This window comes from Pseudomonas sp. JV241A, from assembly GCF_900275665.1.
GTDB classification, from domain to species: Bacteria; Pseudomonadota; Gammaproteobacteria; order Pseudomonadales; family Pseudomonadaceae; genus Aquipseudomonas; species Aquipseudomonas wadenswilerensis.
Genome location: NZ_OPYO01000024.1, coordinates 1 through 19,910, shown reverse-complemented (window position 1 = coordinate 19,910; position 19,910 = coordinate 1). Strand labels below are relative to the sequence as shown.

Sequence of the window (19,910 nt, the reverse complement as noted above, 5' to 3'; positions counted from 1 at the left end):
CTCAGTTGCCGCGATCGCGCCCGCTGCTGACTTCTTCAGGTACTTCATCACCGGCCATGCGCTTGCGAAACAGCGCCGCGCGGGCCAGCAGCAGGGTGGTGACCGGTACGGTGATCGACAGCAGGATCGGAATCAGCCAGGCGTGCAGTACCGGTGACTCCTTGAGTATCGAGAAGTACAGGATCGAGGCCAGTGCCACGCACCAGGCGCCCAGGGTCGAGGCCAGTGCTGGCGGATGCATGCGCTGAAAAAAGTCCTTCAGGCGAATCAGGCCGACGGCGCCGCTCAGGGCGAACAGGCTGCTCAGCAGCAGCAACACGGCGACCAGCACCTCTACCCAGAACGGCAGTTCATTGGCATTGATCATTCGATTACCTCGCCACGCAGGAGGAATTTGGCCAGGGCGAAGGAGCCGACAAAGCCGAACAGCGCGATCAGTAGCGCCCCCTCGAAGTAGGTGTCACTGGCATAGCGGATGCCCAGTACCAGCATCATCAGCATGGCCAGGATATACAGGTAGTCCAGCGCCAATACCCGGTCCTGGGCCGAAGGGCCACGGAACAGACGTACCAGGGTCAGGGCCATGGCCAGGGCGAAGATGAACAGGCTGGCGAGAATGGCATTGGCAAGCAGGCCAGTCATTCGAAGATCTCCATCAGCGGGCGTTCATAGGTGTGTTTGAAGTGCTCGATGAACCGGGTCTCATCGTCCAGATCGAACACGTGCAGCAAGAGGATGCTGCGGTCCAGGGCCAACTCCGACCAGATGGTGCCAGGGATCACCGTGGTGATCATCGACAGTGCGGCGAGGCCGTGGGCATCACGCAGCTCCAGGGGGATATGCACGAACTGCGAGCGCGGCGGACGGCGCTTGGCCGACCATACGCCGCGGGCAACTTGCAGGTTGGACACCAGCACGTCGGCGCCGACCCGCAGGATCAGGCGCGCGATGGTGCCCGGGTGGCGGATGCGGATCGGAAGGGGGCGCAGCGGCGCCATCAGCAGCGGCGCAACGAAGCCCAGCAGGGCGCCCAGCAGCAGATTGCCGGGGCTGACCGACAGGTTCAGCACCAGCCACAGCAACCACAGCGACAGAGACAGTAGTGGGGCGGGGAACAAGCGCTTCATGGCTGCACCTCGGTACTCGCAGCCAGGGTGGTTGGTCCAGGGATGGGGCGGGTGCCGAGCACGGCGCTGACGTATTGCTCAGGGTCCTGCAGGCTGGCAGCGGTGTCCTGGGTGTAACGCAGCAATGGCTCGGCACGCAGGCTGAGCACGACGCACAAGCCCAGCAGTGCCACGATGGGTATGCATTCATAACGGCGCAGCAGCGGCGATGGGCGTTCCTGTGGTGTCCAGAAGCGCTGGATGCCAACGCGGGTCAGGGCAATCAGCGAGGCCATGCCGGACAACACCAGCAACGCCACCAATATCCAGCCCTCGACGCTCAGCGGCTGCTCCGGCGTTACGCCCAGGCCTTGCGGGTTGAACAGCGCACTGATCAGGCTGAGTTTACCGATAAAGCCCGACAGCGGCGGCATGCCGATGATCAGCAGGGCGCAGGCGATGAAGCTCAAGCCCAGGAAGGCCATGGTCCAGGGGATCACCTGGCCGATCACTGCCTTTTGCTCGTCATCGAGGTTGATGCCTTTGGGGGGATGCAGCGTTTCTACCGGCGAAGGCAGGCCGTCGCCGTCATCGTCCAGGGGGATCTCGTTGGCCGAGCGCGAACGTTCGATCAGTTCGGCCAGCAGGAACAGCGCACACAGTGCCAGGGTCGAGCTGACCAGGTAGAACAGCGCCGCGGCGGTCAGGGTTGCCTGGCCGAAGCCGATCGCCGCCAGCAGGGTGCCGGCCGAGACCAGGATGCTCAGGCTGGCCATGCGCTCCAGGCGCTGCGCCGCCAGTATCGACACCGCTGCGCAACCCAGGGTGGCCAGGCCGCCATAGATCAACCAATCGCCTCCAAAGAACGCCGAAGCACCGGCCTGGCCGGAGAACAGCAACGTCCACAGGCGCAGCACGGTGTAGAAGCCGACCTTGGTCATGATCGCGAACAGCGCGGCCACCGGTGCGCTGGCCGAGGAGTAGGCCGGCACCAGCCAGAAGTTCAATGGCCAGATCCCGGCCTTGGCCAGGAATGCCGTGGCCAGGATCGCCGCGCCGGCGTGCAGCAGGCCGCGATCGGCCTCCGGTACCAACGGGATTTTCAGGGCCAGGTCAGCCATGTTCAGGGTGCCGGTCACGCCGTAGAGCATCGCCGCGCCAATCAGGAACAATGACGAGGCCAGCAGGTTGATGGCGATGTAGTGCAAGCCGGCCTTGACCCGTGCGCGCCCCGAGCCATGCAGGATCAGGCCGTAGGAGGCAGCCAGCAGCACTTCAAAGAACACGAACAGGTTGAACAGGTCGGCGGTGAGAAACGCGCCATACAGGCCCATCAACTGGATCTGGAACAGGGCGTGGAAGCTGGCGCCGGCGCGGTCCCAACGGGCCATGGCGAACACCAGGGCGCTGACCCCGACGATGCCGGTCAGCACCAGCATCAAGGCTGAAAGGCGGTCGACCACCAGCACGATACCGAATGGCGCCGGCCAGTTGCCGGGCAGGTATACGCCAATCGAGCTGGCTTGCCCCTGGCACTGCACCCATAGCAGCAGGGTGATGGCGATGCCCAGCCCGAGCAGGCTGGAGATCAGGTTGATACGCGCCTTGAGCGGCCGGCGTTTTTCCCCGAGCAGCAGCATCAGCGCTGCGGTCAGCAGCGGCAGCAGGATGGGTGCGACGATCAGTTGGTTCATCGAACTCATTCGTTAGGCTCCCGGCCATCGACATGGTCGGTTCCGGTCAGGCCGCGGGAGGCCAGCAGCACCACCAGGAACAGCGCGGTCATGGCGAAGCTGATGACGATCGCGGTGAGCACCAGGGCCTGAGGCAGCGGATCGGTGTAGTTGAGCAGGTCCTGGGGCACGCCGTCCTTGATGATCGGCTCCTTGCCGATGAACAGGCTGCCCATGCTGAAGATGAACAGGTTGACCCCGTACGACAGCAGGCACAGGCCCATCACCACCTGGAAGGTCCGTGGCCGCAGGATCAGCCAGACCCCGGAGGCGGCGAGCACACCGATGGCGATTGCAATGACTTCTTCCATCAGGCGGCTCCTGCTTGAGTGGGTTTCTGTTGGCTGCCCGGGCGATGACCGCGCACCGACTGGTGAGCCAGCGCGGTGAGGATCAGCAGGGTCGAACCGACCACCACGGTGAACACGCCGATATCGAAGAACAGCGCACTGGCCAGGTGAGTGTCACCCAGCAATGGCAAGTGCAGGTGCGCGGTGTGAGTGGTCAGGAACGGGTAGCCCAGCAACATCGCCCCGACGCCGGTCAGGGTGGCGCACAGCAGGCCAGTGCCCATCCAGCGCAGCGGCCGCAAACTCATCTGCGCCTCGACCCACTGGGTCCCGGCCACCATGTACTGAAGAATGAACGCCACCGACATCACCAGGCCGGCAACGAAGCCGCCACCTGGCTGGTTGTGGCCGCGCATGAACAGGTACATCGATACCACCAGGGCGATCGGCAGCAGCAGGCGCACCAGCGCCGCCGGCACCATCATGAAGCCCAGCGCGGTGTCGGCCGCGTGGCGCGGGTTGACCAGGTCGGTGACTACGTCAGGTGCCAGCAGGCGCTGCTGGGCCGGCAGCTGCATGCTCTCCTTGGGCGGACGGAAGCGCCGCAGCAGGGCAAACACCGCCAGGGCCACAGCCACCAGCACGGTGATCTCGCCCAGGGTATCGAAGCCGCGGAAGTCCACCAGCATGACGTTGACCACGTTGCTGCCGCCACCTTCAGGCAAGGCCCGGCTCAGGTAGAACGAGGAGATGTCGTTGGGGGTCGGGCGGGTCAGCATGGCATAGGACAGCAGCGCCATGCCGCCACCCACGCCGACCGCCAGCAGCAGGTCGCGCAGGCGGCGCAGGCGGGCGCGTTCCTGGGTGCCCGGCAGCGGCGAGACGCCCTCGATCCGCCGTGGCAGCCAACGCAGACCGAGCAAAATCAGTACCGTAGTGACCACCTCGACCACCAGTTGGGTCAGGGCCAGGTCCGGCGCCGAGAACCAGACGAAGGTGATGCAGGTCATCAGGCCGCAAACACTTACCATGGTCAGGGCCGCCAGCCGGTGATACTTGGCCTGCCAGGCAGCGCCCAGGGCGCAGGCAATGGCGATCAGCCAGAGCATGACGAACACCCCGGAACCGGGAATCTTCGGCCGGTCCCCCCAGGTCAGGCCACTGTGCAGCATCGGCAGCAGGCCGGCCAGCAGGGCGATCAGCACCAGCATGAACAACTGCTTCTGCAGGCGGCGGGTGGTGAATATCCGCTCGAAACGCCGGGCGGTGCGCATGATCAGCACCTGGCCGTGTTCGAACAGGCGCTTGCCATTGAATCGCTCGATCAGCGGCGGCGACGGGAAACGCCCGAGCTTGAGCTGATTGCGCAACAGCAGATAGAGCACGATGCCACCGCTCATGGCGATCAGGCTCATGATCAGCGGGGCGTTCCAGCCGTGCCAGATCGCCAGGCTGTACTCGGGCAGGGTGCCACCCACCACCGGCAGTGCGGCGGCGGCCAGCAGCGGGCCGACCGATTGCGCCGGGAAGATGCCGACCACCAGGCAGGTCATTACCAGCAACTCGACCGGTGCGCGCATCCAGCGCGGCGGTTCGTGAGGCGTATGCGGCAGGTCGGTGGCCGGCGGGCCGAAGAACACATCGACGGTAAAGCGCAACGCATAGGCGACGCTGAAGGTACCGGCAATGGTGGCAATGACCGGCAAGGCCGCTTCGACCCAGGCGGTGGAGCTGATGAACACGGTTTCGGCGAAGAACATCTCTTTGGACAGGAAGCCGTTCATCAACGGTACCCCGGCCATCGAGGCGCTGGCCACCATGGCCAGGGTTGCGGTGAAGGGTATGAGCCGGAACAGACCGCTGAGACGGCGAATGTCACGGGTGCCGCTTTCGTGGTCGATGATCCCCGCGGCCATGAACAGCGAGGCCTTGAAGGTAGCGTGGTTGAGGATGTGAAAGACTGCCGCGACCGCTGCCAGCGGGCTGTTCAGGCCCAGCAGCAGGGTAATCAGGCCCAGGTGGCTGATGGTCGAGTAGGCCAGCAGGCCCTTGAGGTCGTTCTGGAACATCGCCGCGAAGGCACCGAGCACCAGGGTGGCGGCGCCGGCGCCGCTGACGATCCAGAACCATTCTTCAGTGCCGGAGAGCGATGGCCATAGTCGCGCCAGCAGGAACACCCCGGCCTTGACCATGGTCGCCGAGTGCAGGTAAGCCGAAACCGGAGTAGGCGCCGCCATGGCATGGGGCAGCCAGAAGTGGAAAGGGAACTGCGCGCTTTTGCTCAACGCGCCAAGCAGGATCAGGGGTAACAGGACGGGATACAGGGCATGGTTGCGAATCTGCTCACCGGCAGCGAGGACCTTGTCCAGGTCGTAGCTGCCGACCACATGGCCGAGCAGCAATACCCCCGCCAGCAGGCATAGCCCACCCGCTCCGGTAACCATCAGGGCCATGTAGGCACCGCGTCGGGCATCGGCGCGGTGGTGCCAGTAGCCGATCAGCAGGAACGAGAACAGGCTGGTCAGTTCCCAGAAGAACACTATCTGGATCAGGTTGCCGGAGATCACCAGGCCGAGCATGGCGCCCATGAACGCCAGGAAGAAGGCAAAGAAGCGCGGCACCGGGTCTTGCGGGGACATGTAGTAGCGCGCATACAGCGACACCAGGGTGCCGATGCCCAGCACCAGTAAGGAGAACAGCCAGGCGAAGCCGTCCATGCGCAGGACCAGGTTCAGGCCCAGGCTCGGCAGCCACAGGAATTCTTCACGGATCACGCCGCCATGGGCGATCTGCGGGTACATCAAAGCGACCTGAACGGTGCCCACCAGGGCGACCAGTCCGGCCAGCAGCGATTCGCTGTTGCGTGCGTTGTGCGGCAAGACAGCCGCCAGGCAGCTGCCGACAAACGGCAGAAGCAGTAGCACTATCAAGGACATAGATTTCTAATCTGCAGGAGTTTGTAAGAGATCATACGTGGCGACTGGTCGATCACCAACCCGCAAGCTGTCGCAGAATCCTACAAGAGCGCTGTATAAATCCTTTTTTTTATAACAGTTTTTTTCAAAGGACAGACGGCATTTGCCGATCAGAGGCCCGCTTCACGTTCTTCGGCGTCAACCTCCAGCGACGTCTGCTCTTCACTACGGCGGCGAAACTTCAGTTCGCTGACCACCACGGCGATGACGATCAGCAAACCGCCGAGCAAGGCCACGCCCGGCAGGCGTTCGCCAGCGATGCGCCCGACGATGCCGGCCCATACCGGCTCACCGGCGTAGATCAGGGTGGCGCGGGTCGGCGAGACCGATTTCTGTGCCCAGTTCATCGCCACCTGGATCACCGCGCTCATCGCCCCCAGGCCCACGGCACTGAACAGCAACAGCCAGGAAAAGTCCGGCAGGCGCTCCTGGGTCGGTACCACCATCATGAACGACAGCGCCGAAGCGGTGGCCAGTTGCACCACCGTGACCCGACGCACATCGACCTGACCGGCATAGCGACTGATCAGGATGATTTCCGCAGCGATGGCCACGGCACTGACCAGGGTGGCGATTTCGCCGGGGCTGAACTGCAGCGAACCACCGCCAGGGCCGGCCAGCAGCATCAGGCCGGCGAATGCCAGGCCAATGCCCAGGCTTGGCATCAGGCCCGGGCGGCGGCCCAGTACCAGCCATTGCAGCAAGGGCACGAAGGGCACGTACAAAGCGGTGATGAACGCCGACTGGCTGCTGCTGATGGTTTGCAGGCCAACGGTCTGCAGGCCGTAGCCGAGCATGATCGACACGCCGATCAACACCCCGGCCTTGAGCTCCGTGGCGGTCAGGCCGGGCAACGAACGGGCCGAGACCAGGCCGACAAACAGCGCTGCGGCGGCAAAGCGCAGGCCGACGAAAAACATCGGCCCGCTGACCGTCATCACGTTGTGCACCAGCAAAAAGGTGCCGCCCCAGAGCACGGTAATAAACACCAGCACCAGTTCGGCCTTGCTCAGCCGGAAGGAAACGGAAGGGCGTTCAGCAGCGTTCGTTGGGGTCATGGCCTTGCACACGGAAGAGGGTCGACGCACAATTGCGGTGAAAGTGGGCAGTATACTGCGCAACCCCTATTGATGAGCAATATAGTGCACAAAGATTCCAGTCAACGCGCGTCGGTGCTTCAGCACGTCAGCCAGAACATTCGCCACCTGCGTCATGCCGCCGAGCTGAGCCAGAGTGCCCTGGCGGAAAGGTCCGGGGTCAGCCGGCGGATGCTGGTGGCCATCGAGGCCGGCGAAAAGAATGTCAGCCTGACCACCCTCGACCGGATCGCCGAAGCCCTGGAGGTTGCCTTCAGTGACCTGATCAAGGCGCCGGACAACCGCGACCCGAGCCGGATCAACGAGCTGGCCTGGACCGGTGTGCATCCCGGCAGCAAGGCCGTGCTGCTGGCCAGTTCCGCTGCCACCCGCGAGGTGGAGCTGTGGGAGTGGCGCCTCGAACCCGGCGAGGTCTACCCCTGCGAGGCTGATGCCGATGGCTGGAGCGAGCAGTTGTTCGTATTCGAAGGTTGCCTGAGCCTGGAGGTCGAGGGGCAAAAACACCTGCTCAATGCCGGCGAGTTCTTCTCCTTTGCCAGCAACCGCCGCTACGCCTACCGCAATGACGGCGAAGTGGCGACCCGCTTCGTGCGCAATGTGGTGATCTGAGCACGAGGCAGGTCACTGCCTTCAGCGGCTGGCGTCGGTCAAGTATTCCTGGGTGGAAATCACCTGGGCGTAAGCGAAGGCCAGCGACGCCATATAGGCCGCATGCACCTGCGCCGCCGGTACCGTGACGCCGTTGAATTCCAGGGCGCGGGTGGCGCAGGCGTCGTGAACCACGGTGACGCCATAACCGTAATCGGCGGCAGCGCGGCTGACGGCATCGATGCACATGTGGCTCATGCTGCCGATAACCGTGACGTTGCTGATTTGCCCGTCATCCAGCAGATGCTTGAGCTCGGTTCCCAAAAACGCATTGACCTTGTGCTTGAGCACCACTGGCTCACCTGCGCGGTTAGCCGCCTTGGGGTGAATCTGCGCACCCTCGGAGCCAGGGGTGAAGAACGGTGCATCACTGGATTCGAACTCGTGGCGCACATGTACCACCAGGTCGCCGCGGGTGCGGGCGGCGTCAAGGATGCTGGCGGCGTTGTCAGCCGCCGCATCGGCACCGTCCAGGGTCCATTTGCCGCCGGGGAAGTAATCGTTCTGGATGTCGATGACGATCAGTGCCTGTTTGCTCATCTCAAAAGCCTCATGCTGGGGAGTGGTTGTGGCGTGGTGATAGTTATAGGCTTGAGCGATGCGCTTGCGGATTGGCGCGAACGACAAATTGGCGGGAAAAACTGACAATGGCAACGGCGCAGGACACTCTGGAAATTGGCGTGCTGGTCTATCCCGGCGCGCAACTGGCCGCAGTCCATGGCCTGACCGACCTGTTTGCCGTGGCCAATCGCCTGCGCCATGAGCTGGGGGCGTTGGAGCGGCCACAGTTGCGCGTTTGCCATTGGAGCGAGACGCCTGATCGGCAATTGCAGGTAACGTTCGACACGCACCCCGGCACGGGTCATCAAGTGCGCGCCATGATTATCCCGCCGAGCCTGACCCAGGCCCCTTCGCCCGAATTGCTGGAACGCTACCGCGCCAACCTGCGCCAATGGCATGGTGACGGTGCGTTGCTGGTGTCGGTCTGCGTCGGGGTGTTCTTCATCGCCGCCAGCGGCCTGCTCGATGGGCGCCCGGCGACCACTCACTGGAATTTCGCGCAATCACTGGCCGAGCGTTTTCCGCAGGTTCAGGTCGAAGCCAACCTGCCGCTGCTCGACGACGGCGACATCATTACCTCGGCCGGGTTGATGGCCTGGACCGATCTGGGGCTCAAGCTGGTCGAGCGTTACCTGGGCGAGACGCTGGCGGCGGAGACCGCGCGGTTTCTCGCGGTCGAACGGGTCAGCGGCGGGCAACAGCCCGGCAGCGTCTTCAGCCCACGGCTGGACCATGGCGACGAGGCGGTGCTGAAGGTTCAGCACTGGCTGCAGGGCAGCGGTGCGCGTGACGTTTCGCTGACGGCCATGGCCGATTGCGCCGGCCTTGAGCAGCGTACTTTCCTGCGTCGCTTTCGCAGTGCCACCGGTCTCAAACCCACCGAATACTGCCAGCAGGTCAGAGTGGGGCGGGCCTGCCGGATGCTTGAGTTCACCAACCGCAGCATCGATCAGATTGCCTGGGGTGTCGGTTACCAGGACCCAGGTGCCTTTCGCAAGGTGTTCTTCAAGGTGACCGGGCTTGCCCCCAGCGACTACCGGCGACGCCTCGCGACCCGGGCGGGCTGATCCTACTTTGGTACCGGTCGGGCTGCGCTTTGCGCGTCTTGCTGCTTATTATCCGTAGCAAACAAGACGGAGAACGCCATGAGTGCCCCTGAACAACCCGAGAACCCGGCGGCTGATGTGCTGATCATTGGCGGTGGCTTGAGCGGTGCCCTGCTGGCAGCGCAGCTGTTGCGTCAACCGGGGCAACGCCGCCTGCTGATCGTCGAGCCGCGCAGCGACCTAGGCCGTGGTGAAGCCTATAGCGCCACGCACCTGGGGCATACCCTCAATGGCAACGCGGCACGGATGAGTGTCGACCCGGACAATGCCGACGACCTGACCACGTGGCTGGGCCAGCATATTGCAGCGGGTGGTTGGCCAGAATCAGCCGGGCAGCAGGTGCCCGTTGCCGAGCTGTTTCCGCCACGCGGGCTGTTTGGCGTGTATGCGCGCCAGCGTTTGGCCGAAGCGCAGGCGGTGGGTGCGCGACAGGGCTCCTGCCTTGAGCATGTCCAGGACCAGGCCGTTGATCTGGCGGTGGACGATCAGGGCGTCGATGTCAGCCTGGCGGATGGCCGTACTTTACGCGCAACCAGGGCTGTTCTGGCCACCGGCATGTTTGCCGCTGCGCGTACCGCCCAGGTCAGCGACAATGCGCTGAACACGGCATCAGTCGACCCTTGGAACATACCGGCCATGCAGGCGATCGATGCGCACGGCCGGGTGCTCATCATCGGTTCCGGGCTGACCATGGTCGATGCCGTGGTGTCGTTGCAGGCAGCCGGGCATCGCGGGCCGATCGAGGTGTTTTCCCGCCACGGCCTGCTGCCGCAGGTGCGCCGTCAACCGCCCGCGTGGGAAAATTTCCTGGCGGCTGACCTGTCACTGTGCAGTCCGTTGCAACTGCTGCGGGCCTTGCGTGCGCAATGCCAGGCGGCCGGGCAGCAGGACATCGACTGGCAGGCGCCGCTGGATACCGTGCGCGTGCATATCGCCAGGCTCTGGAGCCAGGCCAGCGAGCGTCACAAGCGCCAATTCGTGCGTCATCTCCGGCCCTGGTGGGAAAGCCATCATCATCGTTCGCCGCCGCAGGGTGCGGCGTTGCTGGCGCGACTGGTCGAACAAGGGCGATTGCGCATTCATGCGGCGTCGTTGCAGGGTGTGGAAACCAGCGCCGACGGGCAGCCAGTGGTAAGGCTGCGCTTTCGCGGGCAAACGCAGGTCGAGCGGATCAGCGCTGCCGCCCTGATCAATTCCACCGGTATTGAGTACGATTGGCGCCGGGTTGCCCGGCCTTTGCCGCAGAACCTGCTGCAACGCCGGCTGATCCAGCCAGGGCCCCTGGCACTGGGCATCGCCGCGGATGCGCAGGGAGCCGTGCAGGATGCCGAGGGCCGCTACAGTCGGCGCCTGTTTGCCATGGGCCCACCCTTGCGTGGTCTGTGGTGGGAAAGTACGGCAGTGACCGATGTCGCTTTGCAGGCCAAGGCACTGGCTCAACGCCTGGTTGGGTATGGCGACTAGTCGTGGTATTCGGGGCCGGGCTCGAGCAATTGCGGGCCCGGGCCCTGCTCGCCGAGTTGATCATCACAGTTGCGCAGCGGGCAGCTTTGCAGCGACATGCAACCACAACCGATACAGCTGTCGAGCTGGTCACGCAACACCAAGAGTTTATCGATGCGCCGGGTCAGGTCCTGGCGCCATTGCTCTGATAGCCGTTGCCAGTCCTTCACGCTGGGTGCACGACCTACCGGTAGCGTCTGCAGCGCGGCATGAATGGTTGCCAGGGGAATCCCCAGGCGTTGCGCCATCTTGATCACTGCCACCCGCCGCAGGGTGTCGCGTGGGTAGCGGCGCTGGTTGCCGGCGCTGCGGGTGCTGTGGATCAAACCCTTGCTCTCGTAGAAGTGCAGCGCGGTCACGGCTACGCCGCTGCGCGCCGCCAACTGACCCACGCTGAGTACGCTCTGAGCTGAATCGGGCATGACACAATATCTCTTGACCTCTAGTTAACTTGAGGTTTTACCCTGCCAGCCATCACACCGCAAGTGCAATGGCAGAGGGAGCATGTTCATGCTGGTTTCAGACAACAGCCTGTGTTTTACCCAGATGATCGAGTTCGAAGTCGCGCCAGCCCGGCAACGCGCGCTGGCCCAGGCGCTGGTGGCGCGCAGCGAGCACCTGGCCGAGCAGCACAATGGTCTGGTCGCAGCCAGCATCCAGGCCAGCGACGATGGCAGTCGGGTCCTGCAGTATTTGCAATGGCAATCGCGGGCGGCCTGGGAGGCGGCTGTCAGCAGCTTCGAGCAGGAGCCGTTCCTGCAGCTGATTCGTCAGCATCAGGCCAGGGGCGTGAACTTCAACACCTTCCAGACGCTCAGCAGCCTGGCCCGGACGGCGGAGCACGGGCTGCACTGCCAGTTGCCGATGACCTCAGGAATACCAGGGTGAATGGTGCGGGTAGCGGTCAAGCCGTGCGCCGATGACCATTTCACTGATCCAGGCACTGAGAATGGAGCTGTAGGCTTTCTGGCAGCGGTCACTGGACAGCGCATGATCGGCGCCGTCAACGATCCTGTGGGTCAGCGAATGGGCGCTGACGAAAGCCGAGCGATAGCTCATCAAGGTACTGTGCGGCACGAAGTCATCCTGCTCCGACTCCACCAGCAGCACGTCACCGGCAAACTCGGCGCAGGCGCCCAGTGCCCGGTTGTCCCCCGGGCCGAGGGGGCGTTGACGGTAGTCGGTCAGGCGTTGACGGTCGAGCGCTTGCTTGGGCAGGTTCCATTCATCGTCCCAGTACAGCGCCGGCACTCGTAACGCCAGCCATTTGACCGGTCGCAACGCTGTCAGCAGCGTCGCCAGGTAGCCGCCGTAGCTGCTGCCGATCAGGGCAATGGCGCTGGTGTCGACCGCCGGGTGACTGACCAGCCGGTCGTAGGCGGCGACCAGGTCGGCCAGGTTCTGCTCGCGGGTAACGCTCAGGCGCTGGCTTTCGGTCTTCTCGTGGCCACGCAGGTCGAAGGTCATGCATACGCATCCCAGGCCGGTGATCTGCTTGGCCCTGGCCAGGTCACGCTGCTGGCTCCCACCCCAGCCATGAACAAAGAGGATTCCGGGAACCTTGGCACCGGGGCTGACAATGGTCCCGGCAATACTTTCGCCATCAACCGGAATCTCGATCCCTTCGCTATGGATGGTCATAGTCGCGAATCCGTGCGTATTTGCAGACTCGTCCGATTTCACTGTCGTCCCCCTGATAAAAAATCGTGGCATCGGCGGGCAGCTCAGGCGCGTCGAAGGCTTCGTGGGTGGAGGCGCGCACGCGCCTCAAAGCCGGGTCGTCGGCGAAAGCTTGCAATGCCAGTACCTCGGCACTGCTGGCGCCGCCGATGCGCCAGGATTGTTCGAGCACGCCGCTGCGCAGCTTGCCCTGGCTGTTCAGGCCGCGGGCGACGTCATAGTTGCGCCGTGAGGCGATAAAGCCGGGGAAGGCTTGCAGCGCTGCCTGCTCGTAGGTTCTTGCCTGGGTGATGGCCAGGCGAAGCTGATCTTCGAGTTCCAACTGCAGCAATACGTCGTAGTCCCCGCGCACCAGCACCAGATCGGAACCGCCGTAGATCTCCTCGCCCTGGTGGTCACGGGTCAGTTGCTGGGTGCCGTAGTAGCTGCACAATATTCCCGCCACCAGGACCTGGCCGACGCTGAAGGTCTGCACCTCGCTCAGGTTCTCTTCCAGGGTCAGGCCCCAGAGCGCGAGTTCCTGTTCGTCCATGGTGCCAAGCGCTTGCTCCAGTCCTTTGATGCTGTCGATCACCGTTTGCCCACGGCCCGCAGTTGCGCGTACGGGCTTGAGGCGCAGCGGTCCCTCTCGCAGCAGCAGCCCGGCGGCACGAATCGCATCCTCCAGGCTGAAAACGCTATAGCCTCGCAACAGCGCATCGCTGGCCAGGCGGGCGAAGTCATCGGTCCAGCCCAGCGGAAAGCGCGCATCGGCGGGCAGCGGATGGGAGATGGCCTTGGTCGCCATGTACGGCTGGCTGACCAAGCCGCCAAACAGGTCGGTGTGCGCCGCGATACCCATTGCCCGGTAGCGCTCGGCGCCGATCAGGGTTTCGGTGGGCAGGTAATAGAAATTCTCCTTCGCCGTTGGTGGCTGGGCAGGCGTAACCACCTCGGTGTGGAACAACTTCGCCAGCCGTTGGGCGAGCTTCAGGTGCACGCTGTGTTCGTGCTCGGGTGTGCTTTGACGTGTGTCCAGCAGCACCACGCCTTGCTTGCGGTCGGTCGATCGGAGCATGGGCAGATCCTCTGCGTGGTTCAGGAGGCTTTCTTGAGTGCGTCGATCAGTTCGTGCTTGCGCATTTTCGAGTGGCCAACGATGCCTTTGCTGCGGGCGTCCCTGGCGTTGCTTCCTTGTGGCATGGCGTTTTCTCCCGGGTAGGACTGTACTGATTGTGAAGTCCGTAAGCGGTAGAAGTTCAGTAGGGCTGATTAGTGGATGGTATTTTGGTTATATAAATATGTAAATTGATAATTTATAGTTCTATTGGTGGCTGGTGCAATATGGCGTGGCACTTTACCTACATGGATTTAGGAAGCGCCTACTTTGCAAGGCGACGACAACCAGAGAGCCTGCTGTCATGAACAATCTTCCGCTGTATTTCGACTACGCCGCCACGACACCGGTCGACGAGCGAGTTATCCAGGCCATGGTCAAGTGTCTGGGCGCCTCGGGTAATTTCGGCAACCCGGCGTCAAGCTCCCACTGTTACGGGCAGAGCGCCCGGGCAGCCGTGGAGCGGGCGCGGGGCCAGGTCGCCGGGCTTGTCGGCGCCCGAGCCGAACAGATCATCTGGACGTCGGGGGCCACCGAGTCGAACAACCTGGCGCTCAAAGGCCTCGCCCAGGGGCGCCAGGGTGGTCACATCATCACCAGCCAGATCGAACACAAGGCAGTGCTCGACACGGCTCGCCAGCTTGAACACAACGGCTTCACCCTGACCTTGCTGGCGCCCGACGACCAAGGGCTGATCACCCCCGAGGCGCTACGCAGTGCCCTGCGTGAAGACACCTTCCTGGTTTCGCTGATGCTGGTGAACAATGAACTGGGGACCGTCAACGATATCCCGGCGTTGGCTGAGGTGGTTGGCCAGCATGGCGCACTGCTGCACGTGGATGCGGCCCAGGGTGCGGGCAAATTACCGATCGACCTGGGCCGCTGGGCGGTCGACCTGATGTCCTTTTCCGCGCACAAAGTTTATGGTCCAAAAGGCATCGGCGCCTTGTATGTCGGCGAGCGCGCCAAACCGCTGTTGCAGGCGCAGATCCATGGCGGTGGCCATGAGGGCGGTTTGCGCTCCGGCACCCTGGCCACCCACCAGATCGTTGGCATGGGCGAGGCGTTTGCCGTGGCCCAGGCGCTGCTCGTGGAAGAAACTGCACGCATCCGCCAACTGCAACAGCGGTTGCTGGATCAATTGCTGCAGTTGCCGGGAGTGCGCCTCAATGGCAGTGCCGGGCAGCGAATCGCGCACACGCTCAGCCTCACGTTCAACGCCGATCACCCCGACTTTTCCCAGCTTGCGCAGTCGCTGGCATTTTCTTCCACTTCCGCATGCAACTCCGCGGCCAATGCTGCTTCTCACGTGCTGCTGGCGCTTGGACTTGAGCCGCAAGCCGCGAGGCAGACCATTCGCCTGAGCCTGGGTCGCTATACCAAGGCGCAGGATATCGACCAGGCGGTGCGGGCAATAAAGACCTCGTTACAGTCGCAACCTTTCTGGGCGGTTGCCCATGGCTGAAGGCTGTTCCATTATCTGCGCCAAGAACAATGGATGCCGTGGTAGCAGGAGTCAGCATGAACACTCAGTCTTCAACGCAGGGAGCGGTGAATACGCGCCTGGCACGTATTCGTGAAGTGATGCAACGTGAGGGCGTCGACGCCTTGTTGGTCCCGTCGGCCGATCCTCACCTTTCCGAGTATCTGCCGGGGTACTGGCAGGCCAGGCAATGGTTGTCCGGTTTTCACGGGTCGGTCGGTACCTTGATCGTTACCGCCGATTTCGCCGGCCTCTGGGCTGACAGCCGCTACTGGGAGCAGGCGGAAAAGGAACTGGCAGGCAGCACCATTGAGCTGGTGAAGCTGCAGCCGGGCAAGCCCGGTCCGCTGGACTGGCTGGCCGATCAGGCCCCGCAAGGTGGGGTGGTGGCCGTGGATGGAGCAGTAATGGCTCTGGCCTCGGCACGTCAGCTAGGCGAGCGCCTCAAGGCTCGCAACGTTCGATTGCTGACTGAGAAGGATCTTCTGGCTCAGGTATGGGACGACCGGCCGCCACTACCGAACAACCCGGTGTATCAGCATCTGCCGCCCGAGGCCACGGTCAGCCGCGCGCAGAAACTGGCCAACTTGCGCCAGACGCTGCGCGCCCGCGGTGCCGACTGGCATTTCATCGCCACCCTGGACGACATTGCCTGGTTGTTCAACCTGCGCGGTAGCGACGTTTCCTATAATCCGGTGTTCGTATCCTTTGCCTTGATCTGCCAGGATCAAGCCACGTTGTTCATGGACTTGAACAAGATCGATGCCCATTTGCGCAGTGTGCTCGAAGTCGATGGCATCACGTTACGTGATTATGCAGAGGTCGCCCAGGCGCTGGCGGCTATTCCAGCTGGCCAGACATTGCTGGTTGATCCTGCTCGGGTGACGAGTGGCCTGCTGGCGAATACCGACAGGGATGTGCGCCTGATTGAAGGACTGAACCCGACTACGCTGTCGAAATCGCAAAAAAGCAAAGCTGATCTTGGGCACATTCGCAAGGCCATGGAGCAGGATGGTGCGGCGCTGTGCGAGTTTTTTGCCTGGTTGGAAGCTGCGCAAGAGCGAGCCGAGTCAATCACCGAACTGACCGTTGACGAGCAGCTGAGTGCCGCGCGTGCGCGTCGTCCAGGTTTTGTCTCGCTGAGTTTTTCGACCATCGCTGCCTTCAACGCCAATGGCGCCATGCCGCATTACCGCGCCACGGAGGAGTCTCATGCCCGTATCGAAGGTGATGGCTTGCTGCTGATCGACTCTGGTGGTCAATACCTGGGGGGCACCACCGACATTACCCGCATGGTCCCCATTGGTAACCCCACTACTGCTCAGAAGCAGGACTGCACGCGAGTGCTCAAAGGGGTTATTGCCTTGTCGCGGGCACGCTTTCCGCGGGGCATCCCGTCGCCATTGCTCGATGCCATTGCCCGGGCGCCCATCTGGGCGGACCAGGTCGACTATGGTCATGGTACCGGGCACGGGGTCGGTTACTTCATGAACGTGCATGAAGGACCGCAGGTGATTGCCTACCAAGCGGCGGCGGCACCTCAGACAGCCATGCAGGAGGGGATGATTACGTCGATCGAGCCGGGTACCTATCGCCCGGGCGAGTGGGGGGTACGTATCGAGAACCTGGTGTTCAATCGCGAGGTGGGCACGAGCGCGTTTGGCGATTTTCTCGAGTTTGAAACCCTGACCCTGTGCCCGATCGATACCCGTTGCCTGCTGCCTGAACGGCTGACCAGCGAAGAGCGCGACTGGCTCAATGGTTATCATGCCCAGGTCAGGGAGCGCCTGGCGCCGCTGCTGGAAGGCGCTGGGCTGGAATGGTTGCAGGGGCGAACCGCAGCCATTTGAACCCGGTATTCGAACAGCAGCAAAAAAGGGCGGCCGTTGGGTCGCCCTTTTTGGTGGGATGCATTACTTGCAGATGACGATCATGCTGCGGCTGGTGTAGCCGGCCGGATTGAGGCCGAAGGGGTAGTCACCAGGCTCGGCGTCGGCATCCCCCGAGCGGGCAATCACTTTGTAACCCTTGCTGCCACATGAGGCCGCAGCCTTGGTGTAGCAATTGTCCCAGGAAGATGAAAGGCCGGAGCAATTGATATGCAGGCCCTTCTTGCCGCGTTTGACTTCAGTCTTCGCCGTCGCCGCACATCCAGCGATGGCCAAAATGGCTAGGATGAGCAAAATTCGTTTCATTCCTGTCCTTAATGCGTACCGGGTCTGTCGCCCGTGTCTAATTTCCTTTGCGTCTTCCCGATGCTTGTTCGCGTCCCTGTCTTGTCAATTAGATATCTTCAAGGTTGACGTTGGGTTACAGCTTAAAGATGGCGGATGCCCGGCACAATGACCAGTGTCTATTTAAATGCAAATATTTCTCAAATCAGTCGGCAGCAACCAATGCCGGGCTTTCCTTGCGCAGCGACAGGGTGGCACCCGCTGAAGCGGTGATGATTGCAGCGATAGCCAGCCATTGCGCCACCGTCAGTACTTCACCCAGGAACAGCAAACCTGAAAGTGCACCGAACGCAGGTTCGATACTCATCAGTGTGCCAAAGGTGCGTGCAGGCATGCGTGTGAGTGCCACCATTTCCAGGCTGTAGGGCAGGGCAGTGGAGAGTATGGCCACGCCCAGTGCGATAGGCAGCAGTGCGGGAGTAAGCAGTGCGCTGCCAGCATGGACAATGCCTATTGGCGCTACGAACAGGGCAGCGATCATCACCCCCAGGGCGGCGGTCTGGATACCGTTCTCGGCGCCGGCTTTCTGCCCATATAGAATGTACAGCGCCCAGCACACGCCGGCACCTAGTGCATAGCCGGCACCTACCAGGTCGATGCTGGCGCTGGTCTGGCCAATCGGAATCAGCAGCAGCAAGCCAATGACCGCAAGGCCGATCCAGAGAAAATCCACGGCCCGTCGCGAGGCATACAGGGCAACTGCCAGCGGTCCGGTGAACTCCAGGGCTACGGCAATCCCCAAGGGCACGGTCTGCAGCGACATATAGAAGAGGAAGTTCATCCCGCCCAGGGCCATGCCGTAGATGATCACGGTGCGAAGCGTGCTGGCGCTGAGCTTGGCGCGCCAGGGGCGCAGCAGCAACAGCATGATGATGCTGGCGAAGATCAGTCGCAGGGTGGTGGTGCCTTGCGCGCCCACGACAGGGAACATGCTCTTGGCCAGGGAGGCACCGGACTGGATTGAGGCCATGGCGATCAGCAGCAAGCCAATAGGGAAGAGGGTGGCGGCCAGGCTGCGGGGGTGGCTGTTCATTGCGGGAGGGCATTCCTTATATAAGAAGAAGCACGAGCAGCCTATGATGCGCAAAGGCCAAAAAATGAGCAATATACTGCGCATTATTCTTTTATTGGGGGTTTTTTAAATTAACCCTTGACGCCCGATTTAATCTCTCTATAATTCGCCCCACTTCCGGCGCAGTCGGAACTGAAAACTCCTTGAGTTTCAAAGAGTTAGCAGTTCCAGGGTCATCCGGAAGGGCTTCGATCGAAAGATCGACAGCGGTGAAAAAGGCAGTTGACAGCGGTTTGAAACGCTGTAGAATTCGCCTCCCGCTGACGAGAGATCGCAGCGAGTCAAGTGGTTGAAGTTGAAAGAGAAATTCTGAAAAACTTCAAAATAAACGCTTGACAGGCTCTGAGGAAAGCGTAGAATGCGCGCCTCGGTTGAGACGAAAAGCTCTTAACCAACCGCTCTTTAACAACTGAATCAAGCAATTCGTGTGGGTGCTTGTGAGCTCAGACTGATAGTCAAAAAGATTATCAGCATCACAAGTGGCTACACGAAAATCGAAAGATTTGAAAGTAAGTCATTTGAGATTGCTGAGCCAAGTTTAGGGTTTTCTCAAAACCCAAGCAGTATTGAACTGAAGAGTTTGATCATGGCTCAGATTGAACGCTGGCGGCAGGCCTAACACATGCAAGTCGAGCGGATGAGAAGAGCTTGCTCTTCGATTCAGCGGCGGACGGGTGAGTAATACCTAGGAATCTGCCTGGTAGTGGGGGACAACGTTTCGAAAGGAACGCTAATACCGCATACGCCCTACGGGGGAAAGCAGGGGACCTTCGGGCCTTGCGCTATCAGATGAGCCTAGGTCGGATTAGCTAGTTGGTGAGGTAATGGCTCACCAAGGCGACGATCCGTAACTGGTCTGAGAGGATGATCAGTCACACTGGAACTGAGACACGGTCCAGACTCCTACGGGAGGCAGCAGTGGGGAATATTGGACAATGGGCGAAAGCCTGATCCAGCCATGCCGCGTGTGTGAAGAAGGTCTTCGGATTGTAAAGCACTTTAAGTTGGGAGGAAGGGTACTTACCTAATACGTGAGTATTTTGACGTTACCGACAGAATAAGCACCGGCTAACTCTGTGCCAGCAGCCGCGGTAATACAGAGGGTGCAAGCGTTAATCGGAATTACTGGGCGTAAAGCGCGCGTAGGTGGTTCGTTAAGTTGGATGTGAAATCCCCGGGCTCAACCTGGGAACTGCATCCAAAACTGGCGAGCTAGAGTAGGGCAGAGGGTGGTGGAATTTCCTGTGTAGCGGTGAAATGCGTAGATATAGGAAGGAACACCAGTGGCGAAGGCGACCACCTGGGCTCATACTGACACTGAGGTGC

Annotated in this window: 19 protein-coding genes and 1 rRNA gene; 7 read left to right on the top strand and 13 right to left on the bottom strand. The window is 62.0% G+C overall.

From position 1 onward, the window contains the following. Position 1: 1 nt before the first annotated feature. The 7 genes from JV241A_RS15685 to JV241A_RS15655 all read right to left on the bottom strand — a co-directional run bounded on the left by JV241A_RS15685 (position 2) and on the right by JV241A_RS15655 (position 7,162). Entirely contained in the window at positions 2-367 is a 366-nt protein-coding gene (locus tag JV241A_RS15685) for a Na+/H+ antiporter subunit G (RefSeq protein ID WP_115087870.1), read from the bottom strand. Next, positions 364-642: a K+/H+ antiporter subunit F gene (locus JV241A_RS15680; RefSeq protein ID WP_010224304.1), complete on the bottom strand. Its 279-nt coding sequence runs from the start codon at positions 640-642 to the stop codon at positions 364-366. The genes JV241A_RS15685 and JV241A_RS15680 overlap by 4 nt, the downstream gene beginning before the upstream one ends. Continuing rightward, positions 639-1,127: a Na+/H+ antiporter subunit E gene (locus JV241A_RS15675; protein WP_134063442.1), complete on the bottom strand. Its 489-nt coding sequence runs from the start codon at positions 1,125-1,127 to the stop codon at positions 639-641. Before JV241A_RS15675 ends, JV241A_RS15680 begins: the two co-directional genes overlap by 4 nt. Continuing rightward, positions 1,124-2,809: a monovalent cation/H+ antiporter subunit D gene (locus JV241A_RS15670; RefSeq protein ID WP_134063440.1), complete on the bottom strand. Its 1,686-nt coding sequence runs from the start codon at positions 2,807-2,809 to the stop codon at positions 1,124-1,126. Before JV241A_RS15670 ends, JV241A_RS15675 begins: the two co-directional genes overlap by 4 nt. Further along, a complete protein-coding gene (locus tag JV241A_RS15665) occupies positions 2,806-3,150 on the bottom strand; it encodes a Na+/H+ antiporter subunit C (RefSeq protein ID WP_010224297.1) in 345 nt (114 codons plus the stop codon). The genes JV241A_RS15670 and JV241A_RS15665 overlap by 4 nt, the downstream gene beginning before the upstream one ends. Beyond that, positions 3,150-6,065, bottom strand: coding sequence for a monovalent cation/H+ antiporter subunit A (locus JV241A_RS15660; RefSeq protein WP_134063438.1), 2,916 nt, complete (start codon positions 6,063-6,065; stop codon positions 3,150-3,152). The genes JV241A_RS15665 and JV241A_RS15660 overlap by 1 nt, the downstream gene beginning before the upstream one ends. Before the next feature lie 149 nt (positions 6,066-6,214). Further along, positions 6,215-7,162, bottom strand: coding sequence for a DMT family transporter (locus tag JV241A_RS15655; RefSeq protein ID WP_115087866.1), 948 nt, complete (start codon positions 7,160-7,162; stop codon positions 6,215-6,217). Between the two features lie 84 nt (positions 7,163-7,246). Here JV241A_RS15655 and JV241A_RS15650 point away from each other — a divergent pair, with 84 nt between their 5' ends. Beyond that, the gene (locus tag JV241A_RS15650) at positions 7,247-7,810 is read left to right on the top strand and encodes an XRE family transcriptional regulator (RefSeq protein ID WP_115087865.1); all 564 of its coding nucleotides are present in this window, start codon (positions 7,247-7,249) and stop codon (positions 7,808-7,810) included. A 21-nt stretch (positions 7,811-7,831) separates the two neighbouring features. Here JV241A_RS15650 and JV241A_RS15645 read toward each other — a convergent pair whose 3' ends face one another. Then, complete coding sequence (locus JV241A_RS15645) at positions 7,832-8,389, bottom strand: cysteine hydrolase family protein (protein ID WP_134063436.1); 558 nt, start codon at positions 8,387-8,389, stop codon at positions 7,832-7,834. 107 nt (positions 8,390-8,496) lie between these two features. On the opposite strand from JV241A_RS15645, the gene JV241A_RS15640 reads away from it, so the two are divergent. Together JV241A_RS15640 and JV241A_RS15635 are read left to right on the top strand one after the other, a co-directional pair. Next, positions 8,497-9,477: a GlxA family transcriptional regulator gene (locus JV241A_RS15640; RefSeq protein ID WP_115087863.1), complete on the top strand. Its 981-nt coding sequence runs from the start codon at positions 8,497-8,499 to the stop codon at positions 9,475-9,477. A gap of 78 nt (positions 9,478-9,555) precedes the next feature. Further along, the gene (locus tag JV241A_RS15635; RefSeq protein ID WP_134063434.1) at positions 9,556-10,980 is read left to right on the top strand and encodes an FAD/NAD(P)-binding protein; all 1,425 of its coding nucleotides are present in this window, start codon (positions 9,556-9,558) and stop codon (positions 10,978-10,980) included. On the opposite strand, the gene soxR is transcribed toward JV241A_RS15635, so the two are convergent. Next, positions 10,977-11,441 (bottom strand): redox-sensitive transcriptional activator SoxR, encoded by a 465-nt coding sequence (soxR, locus tag JV241A_RS15630; RefSeq protein WP_134063432.1) that lies wholly within the window; start codon positions 11,439-11,441, stop codon positions 10,977-10,979. The two genes, JV241A_RS15635 and soxR, sit on opposite strands and share 4 nt — an antisense overlap. Positions 11,442-11,529: 88 nt before the next feature. Here soxR and JV241A_RS15625 point away from each other — a divergent pair, with 88 nt between their 5' ends. Continuing rightward, positions 11,530-11,907 (top strand): antibiotic biosynthesis monooxygenase, encoded by a 378-nt coding sequence (locus JV241A_RS15625; RefSeq protein ID WP_115088493.1) that lies wholly within the window; start codon positions 11,530-11,532, stop codon positions 11,905-11,907. Here the strand turns inward: JV241A_RS15625 and JV241A_RS15620 are convergent. Next, complete coding sequence (locus JV241A_RS15620) at positions 11,890-12,660, bottom strand: alpha/beta fold hydrolase (RefSeq protein WP_115087860.1); 771 nt, start codon at positions 12,658-12,660, stop codon at positions 11,890-11,892. The two genes, JV241A_RS15625 and JV241A_RS15620, sit on opposite strands and share 18 nt — an antisense overlap. After that, positions 12,647-13,756, bottom strand: coding sequence for a DUF3182 family protein (locus JV241A_RS15615; RefSeq protein ID WP_177414886.1), 1,110 nt, complete (start codon positions 13,754-13,756; stop codon positions 12,647-12,649). The genes JV241A_RS15620 and JV241A_RS15615 overlap by 14 nt, the downstream gene beginning before the upstream one ends. A 343-nt stretch (positions 13,757-14,099) precedes the next feature. Between JV241A_RS15615 and JV241A_RS15610 the strand changes: the two genes are divergently transcribed. Beyond that, positions 14,100-15,260, top strand: a complete 1,161-nt coding sequence (locus JV241A_RS15610) for an aminotransferase class V-fold PLP-dependent enzyme (RefSeq protein ID WP_134063430.1) — start codon at positions 14,100-14,102, stop codon at positions 15,258-15,260. Between the two features lie 56 nt (positions 15,261-15,316). Continuing rightward, entirely contained in the window at positions 15,317-17,128 is a 1,812-nt protein-coding gene (locus tag JV241A_RS15605; protein ID WP_115087857.1) for an aminopeptidase P family protein, read from the top strand. 63 nt (positions 17,129-17,191) lie between these two features. Here JV241A_RS15605 and JV241A_RS15600 read toward each other — a convergent pair whose 3' ends face one another. Together JV241A_RS15600 and rhtA are read right to left on the bottom strand one after the other, a co-directional pair. Beyond that, a complete protein-coding gene (locus JV241A_RS15600) occupies positions 17,192-17,473 on the bottom strand; it encodes a hypothetical protein (protein WP_115087856.1) in 282 nt (93 codons plus the stop codon). A gap of 184 nt (positions 17,474-17,657) precedes the next feature. Next, positions 17,658-18,545, bottom strand: coding sequence for a threonine/homoserine exporter RhtA (rhtA, locus tag JV241A_RS15595; RefSeq protein ID WP_134063427.1), 888 nt, complete (start codon positions 18,543-18,545; stop codon positions 17,658-17,660). Positions 18,546-19,152: 607 nt separating this feature from the next. Here rhtA and JV241A_RS15585 point away from each other — a divergent pair. Further along, positions 19,153-19,910: ribosomal RNA gene (locus tag JV241A_RS15585) — 16S ribosomal RNA — on the top strand; the annotation flags it as partial.

Excerpts from the sequence above, each read along its gene's own strand:
- JV241A_RS15685 (WP_115087870.1), bottom strand. The coding sequence starts at position 367 with ATGATCAATGCCAATGAACTGCCGTTCTGGGTAGAGGTGCTGGTCGCC.
- JV241A_RS15680 (WP_010224304.1), bottom strand. The coding sequence starts at position 642 with ATGACTGGCCTGCTTGCCAATGCCATTCTCGCCAGCCTGTTCATCTTC.
- JV241A_RS15675 (WP_134063442.1), bottom strand. The coding sequence starts at position 1,127 with ATGAAGCGCTTGTTCCCCGCCCCACTACTGTCTCTGTCGCTGTGGTTG.
- JV241A_RS15670 (WP_134063440.1), bottom strand. The coding sequence starts at position 2,809 with ATGAGTTCGATGAACCAACTGATCGTCGCACCCATCCTGCTGCCGCTG.
- JV241A_RS15665 (WP_010224297.1), bottom strand. The coding sequence starts at position 3,150 with ATGGAAGAAGTCATTGCAATCGCCATCGGTGTGCTCGCCGCCTCCGGG.
- JV241A_RS15660 (WP_134063438.1), bottom strand. The coding sequence starts at position 6,065 with ATGTCCTTGATAGTGCTACTGCTTCTGCCGTTTGTCGGCAGCTGCCTG.
- JV241A_RS15655 (WP_115087866.1), bottom strand. The coding sequence starts at position 7,162 with ATGACCCCAACGAACGCTGCTGAACGCCCTTCCGTTTCCTTCCGGCTG.
- JV241A_RS15645 (WP_134063436.1), bottom strand. The coding sequence starts at position 8,389 with ATGAGCAAACAGGCACTGATCGTCATCGACATCCAGAACGATTACTTC.
- JV241A_RS15640 (WP_115087863.1), top strand. The coding sequence starts at position 8,497 with ATGGCAACGGCGCAGGACACTCTGGAAATTGGCGTGCTGGTCTATCCC.
- JV241A_RS15635 (WP_134063434.1), top strand. The coding sequence starts at position 9,556 with ATGAGTGCCCCTGAACAACCCGAGAACCCGGCGGCTGATGTGCTGATC.
- soxR (WP_134063432.1), bottom strand. The coding sequence starts at position 11,441 with ATGCCCGATTCAGCTCAGAGCGTACTCAGCGTGGGTCAGTTGGCGGCG.
- JV241A_RS15625 (WP_115088493.1), top strand. The coding sequence starts at position 11,530 with ATGCTGGTTTCAGACAACAGCCTGTGTTTTACCCAGATGATCGAGTTC.
- JV241A_RS15620 (WP_115087860.1), bottom strand. The coding sequence starts at position 12,660 with ATGACCATCCATAGCGAAGGGATCGAGATTCCGGTTGATGGCGAAAGT.
- JV241A_RS15615 (WP_177414886.1), bottom strand. The coding sequence starts at position 13,756 with ATGCTCCGATCGACCGACCGCAAGCAAGGCGTGGTGCTGCTGGACACA.
- JV241A_RS15610 (WP_134063430.1), top strand. The coding sequence starts at position 14,100 with ATGAACAATCTTCCGCTGTATTTCGACTACGCCGCCACGACACCGGTC.
- JV241A_RS15605 (WP_115087857.1), top strand. The coding sequence starts at position 15,317 with ATGAACACTCAGTCTTCAACGCAGGGAGCGGTGAATACGCGCCTGGCA.
- JV241A_RS15600 (WP_115087856.1), bottom strand. The coding sequence starts at position 17,473 with ATGAAACGAATTTTGCTCATCCTAGCCATTTTGGCCATCGCTGGATGT.
- rhtA (WP_134063427.1), bottom strand. The coding sequence starts at position 18,545 with ATGAACAGCCACCCCCGCAGCCTGGCCGCCACCCTCTTCCCTATTGGC.